General features: G+C 38.3%; 4 protein-coding genes. All 4 read left to right on the forward strand.

What is annotated here, in order from left to right; all coding sequences use genetic code 11:
• Window positions 1–2822 (forward strand): DEAD/DEAH box helicase (locus AC1DND_RS19695; protein WP_477584207.1); only part of this gene is annotated, 2822 nt, incomplete at its 5' end.
• Window positions 2823–3178: 356 nt separating this feature from the next.
• Window positions 3179–3565: a GxxExxY protein gene (locus AC1DND_RS19700; RefSeq protein WP_029278252.1), complete on the forward strand. Its 387-nt coding sequence runs from the start codon at window positions 3179–3181 to the stop codon at window positions 3563–3565.
• Window positions 3566–3747: 182 nt separating this feature from the next.
• A complete protein-coding gene (locus tag AC1DND_RS19705; RefSeq protein ID WP_477584209.1) occupies window positions 3748–4065 on the forward strand; it encodes a YgaP family membrane protein in 318 nt (105 codons plus the stop codon).
• A 65-nt stretch (window positions 4066–4130) separates the two neighbouring features.
• On the forward strand, window positions 4131–4815 hold a 685-nt coding region (locus AC1DND_RS19710), incomplete at its 3' end, for a 3-keto-disaccharide hydrolase (protein WP_477584211.1).

A 4815-nucleotide genomic window follows, 5' to 3' on the forward strand; every position in this document is an offset into this window, starting at 1 on the left:
ATTTAATTGAACCTCACGTTGTTCAGCTCAATCCACAAGGAGATTTTTCGTTTACTTACCAACGGATTTTTACGCATACCGCAGAAGAATTTAATGCCTGTTTAAGTGATATTGATTATAAACTGATCAAAATTTTAGATGACATTGAGCAAGACTCGCTGATTAAAAAATATTATAAAAAGCTAATCAGGCCAACTGAGTTTTTCACTAAAATTTTCGACAATAAATTTTATGAAAATGTTCGCCCTAAAATCGAAAAGAAACTTGCCGAAGCTTTAGAGCTTTTAAAGGTCAAAAACGAGCTTTATGTAATGGACAAAGATGGCTGGCCGGTAGAACGCAAAATCGAACTGGCTGATGAGCCTGCATCTATTCTTTTTCATTTCCGAAGGAACGAAACTGAAACACGTTATTTTCCGACCATCAAATATCAGAATCTGCGCATCGAATTTATGTTTAAAGAAGCACAGATTATCAGCAACAAACCTGCGTGGTTATTGCTTAACGATGTATTGTACTTTTTTGATCAGGATATTGAAGGARAAAAACTGCAACCCTTTTTAAACAAACGGTTTATTGCCATACCCAAAACAACCGAAGCCACTTATTTTGAAAAGTTTGTAGCCCCTTTAATAGAAAAGCACCATGTGTATGCCGAAGGTTTCGAAATCAGAACCGAACAATTTGAGGCAACACCGGTAATTAAAGTTTTATATGTTGATGGTGGTCTTTCTCAAATTCAGCTATATTTTAAATATGGCGAATATACTTTCCCGGTAGAGAATGCGCACAAAGTAACTGTACGTTTAGAAAAAACTGCCGATAACTATATTTTCCACCGCATCAAACGTTCGGCAGAATGGGAGAAAAAGCAGTTTAATTTGCTGTTATCCTTAGGACTAAAAAAAACGAGTTCTTTATTCAGCAACCTGGAAGTAGCTTCTGCCGAAGAAAATCCAAGTTACGGGGCTATAAATTGGGTAAACGAGCATATCGAAATTTTACAGGCATCGGGTTTTGAAATTGAACAGGCCACAGGGCAGAAAAAATTTGTTTTCGGTGCCAGCAAAATAGATCTTGAAGTTAAAGAAGGAAACGATTGGTTCGATATCCATGCTGTGGTATGGTTTGGAAAATACCAGATTCCTTTTCTTTCACTAAAGCAACATATTCTACACAAAAAGCGTGAGTTTTTGTTGCCCGATGGTGAAGTAGCTATTATCCCTGATAAATGGTTTACCCAATACGGTAGTTTATTCAGTTTGGCAGAGGCCGGAAAAACGCTAAAATTAAAGAAACACCATATCGGTCTCATCAATGATCTGGCTGAAGATAGTCTGGCTAATGTTACGCTTGAACGCAAATTACAGCGATTATCAGACTTTGAAGATATTGCTGATACGCAAATGCCTGTTCATTTTAAAGGCAGTTTACGCGATTACCAGAAAGCCGGTTATAACTGGTTCAGCTTTTTACGCGAATACAATTTCGGTGGCTGTTTGGCCGATGATATGGGTTTGGGTAAAACCATCCAGACATTGGCTATGCTGCAAAAGGTGAAGGAAGATGACCAATTGCTTGAAACGCAGACGACCTCGCTCATCATCATGCCTACCTCTTTAATTTACAATTGGTTAACGGAGGCTAAAAAGTTTACACCAAAGCTTAAAATACTGGCACATACCGGTACCAACCGAAATAAAGATGTTACCAATTTTGCCAATTACGATATTATCATTACCACTTACGGTGTAACCAGAGTAGATGTAGATGAATTGAAAAACTTTTATTTCAACTACATTATTCTCGATGAAAGTCAGAACATTAAAAACCCCGCATCAAAATCGTTTAAAGCCGTTAGAAGCTTAAAATCTAAACATAAACTGATTCTGAGCGGTACACCCGTAGAAAACTCAGTAAGCGATTTATGGTCGCAGTTGACCTTTTTAAACCCTGGTTTATTGGGTACACAGGCATTCTTCTACGAAGAATATGTACAAGCGATAGAAAAGAAAAAGGACGAAGAAAAAGCGCGTAAACTGCAATCGATTATCAAACCATTTGTACTCCGTAGAACGAAAGAGCAGGTGGCTGCAGAATTGCCGCCAAAAACGGAACAGGTAATTTATTGCGACATGAGCGAAGATCAGGCCGCATATTACGAAAAAACAAAATCTGCCTACCGTAACGATTTATTGCAGAGCATGGACGATGGAACTTTCGCAAAGAAACAGGTACAGCTATTACAAGGGTTAACCGCCCTACGCCAGTTGGCCAACCACCCTGTAATGATTGATGGCACCTATGTTTCAGATTCAGGAAAGTTCGAAAACGTAATTCATACGCTCGATAACGTACTTAAAGGCGGACATAAGGTTTTGGTTTTTTCTCAGTTTGTAAAACATCTTGATATCTTCAAAAAACATTTTGAAGCGGAAAATATTCCATTTGCTTATTTAGATGGCGCAACCCGTAACCGTGGCGAAATTGTTTCCGAATTTCAGCAGAATACTGAGCTGAAAGTCTTCTTAATCTCTATAAAAGCAGGCGGCGTAGGTTTAAACTTAACACAAGCTGATTATGTTTTTATCCTCGATCCATGGTGGAACCCGGCAGTAGAACAACAAGCCATCGACAGAACGCACCGTATTGGTCAGGATAAAAAGGTTTTCATCTACAAATTCATCGCAAAAGATACCGTAGAAGAGAAAATATTGGCCTTGCAGAACCGTAAAAAATCGCTCGCAAACTCTTTAATTACAACTGAAGAAAGTTTCTTTAAATCGCTGAGCAAGGAAGACATACGCGATATATTGAATTAATCGCCGAAAATTTGCCACAGAGGCGCTGCAATCACAGAAGTTCTTATATGATTGCCACTCTGAGCGAAGTCGAACAGTTTATTTGAATATTGCACCCTCTAACAGACTATTCCACTTAATTTTTTGCCACGGAAACACGGAAATCACGGATGTACTCTCCGTTGGTCACTCTGAGCGGAGTCGAAGAGTTTGCTGTGTAAACAGGCATCCATAGCCAGTATCTAACAAACCTTTCAAGTTATTCTTTGCCACGGAGACACAGAAATCACAGAGTATGCTTCGCAGCATCCTATTATTTTACTATTTTAGTAAATACATCCCAAGTTAATTAGTTAACCTTTATTAAATCTCTTGGTATGGAAATCCGTCAATCGAACTTCCCATTAAAAAACGAAACAGACCTAATTATTAGTGCTGCTATTGAAATTCATAGCCATTTAGGTTGTGGTTTTCTAGAAATCGTTTATAAAGATGCACTTTGTATAGAACTAAAAAACAGGGATTATTTTTATGAAAGAGAGAAGTTATACCAAGTTTATTATAAAGGTATTCCCCTACCCCATAGCTTTTATGCCGACTTTATCATATTCGATACGGTAATATTAGAAATTAAATCAAAAAGTGCTATTGCAAGCGCCGATATAGCGCAAACTCTAAACTACTTAAGATGTTCAGGTTGCAAAGTTGGGCTTATTTTAAATTTCGGTAAACCAACGCTCGAAATCAGGCGTGTTGTTTTATAATCCTGGTTATTAGTACTTCTTCCGTGTTAATCAGCGTTTCTGTGGCTAAACATCAACGTGAATACAAACAACCTGGTCTTCCGTACTAATCTGTGTCTCCGTGGCAACATACACAATTAAATTTCTTTTCAAAACTCATTTCCTTCTTACTTGTTATACAGTAGAACATAAATTTAACCATCATGACAAATCAAGATTTTAATACCGCTGTAAACAATGTTAAGGAAGCCTGGAAGTACCCAGAATTGTTCGAAAACGTTTCAAAATCTGAACGTTGGTTATCTGGAACTGCAGGAACATATTTACTTTTTAAAGGCATCACCAGCATTTTTTCGCATCCTGTAATTGGCCTTACGGGTGCAGCAATTGGTGCAGGATTACTGTACCGCGGCATCACGGGTTATTGCCCAATGCGCGATTTGGCAGAACAGCGTAAAGAAGATATTGCCCCTGACGAAGTAATTATAAGCGAAACCTACGTTGTTGACGATTTGGGGTAAAATTTTAAATACGAAATTTCCTTTTCTTAATAAACTGGTTAACTTTAAAAAGTTAAACCACAATCATGAACAAGTACACACTATTATTTATTCCTGCATTTTTTGCAGGGCAAGCTATGGCACAAGATAAAAAACCAGATCCTGCCAAAGACCCAAAAACAACCGAGGTTTGGGAACCCGTTCCTAAAATTGTTACACCGGGCAAATTGCCTCAGGATGCACCATCTGATGCTACCATTCTTTTCAACGGAAGAAATTTAGATGCATGGCATTCTGTTAAAGATCCTTCTAAACCAGCTGCCTGGACAATAGATGATGGTTTTTTTACGGTAAAAAAAGGCACTGGGAATATCGAAACCAATAAAAAGTTTACCGATTACCAATTGCACATGGAATGGAAAATTCCCGAAAACATATCTGGCGAAGGTCAGGCACGTGGAAATAGCGGGGTGTTTTTAGCATCAACAGGTGGCGGTGATGACGGTTACGAAATCCAGATTATGGATGCTTACAACAATAAAACCTATGTTAACGGACAAACAGGCAGTGTTTACAAACAAGCTATTCCATTGGCAAATGCCAACAAGAAACCAGGTGAATGGCAATACTACGATATCATCTGGAACGCACCGCGTTTTAATGAAGATGGAACAGTACAAAAACCAGCAAGTGTTACTGTATTTTTAAACGGCGTACTTTTACAGAACGGATTTGTACTAAAAGGGGAAACCAGGTATATCGGTGCACCAG

This window comes from Pedobacter sp. 01N416 (assembly GCF_056399685.1).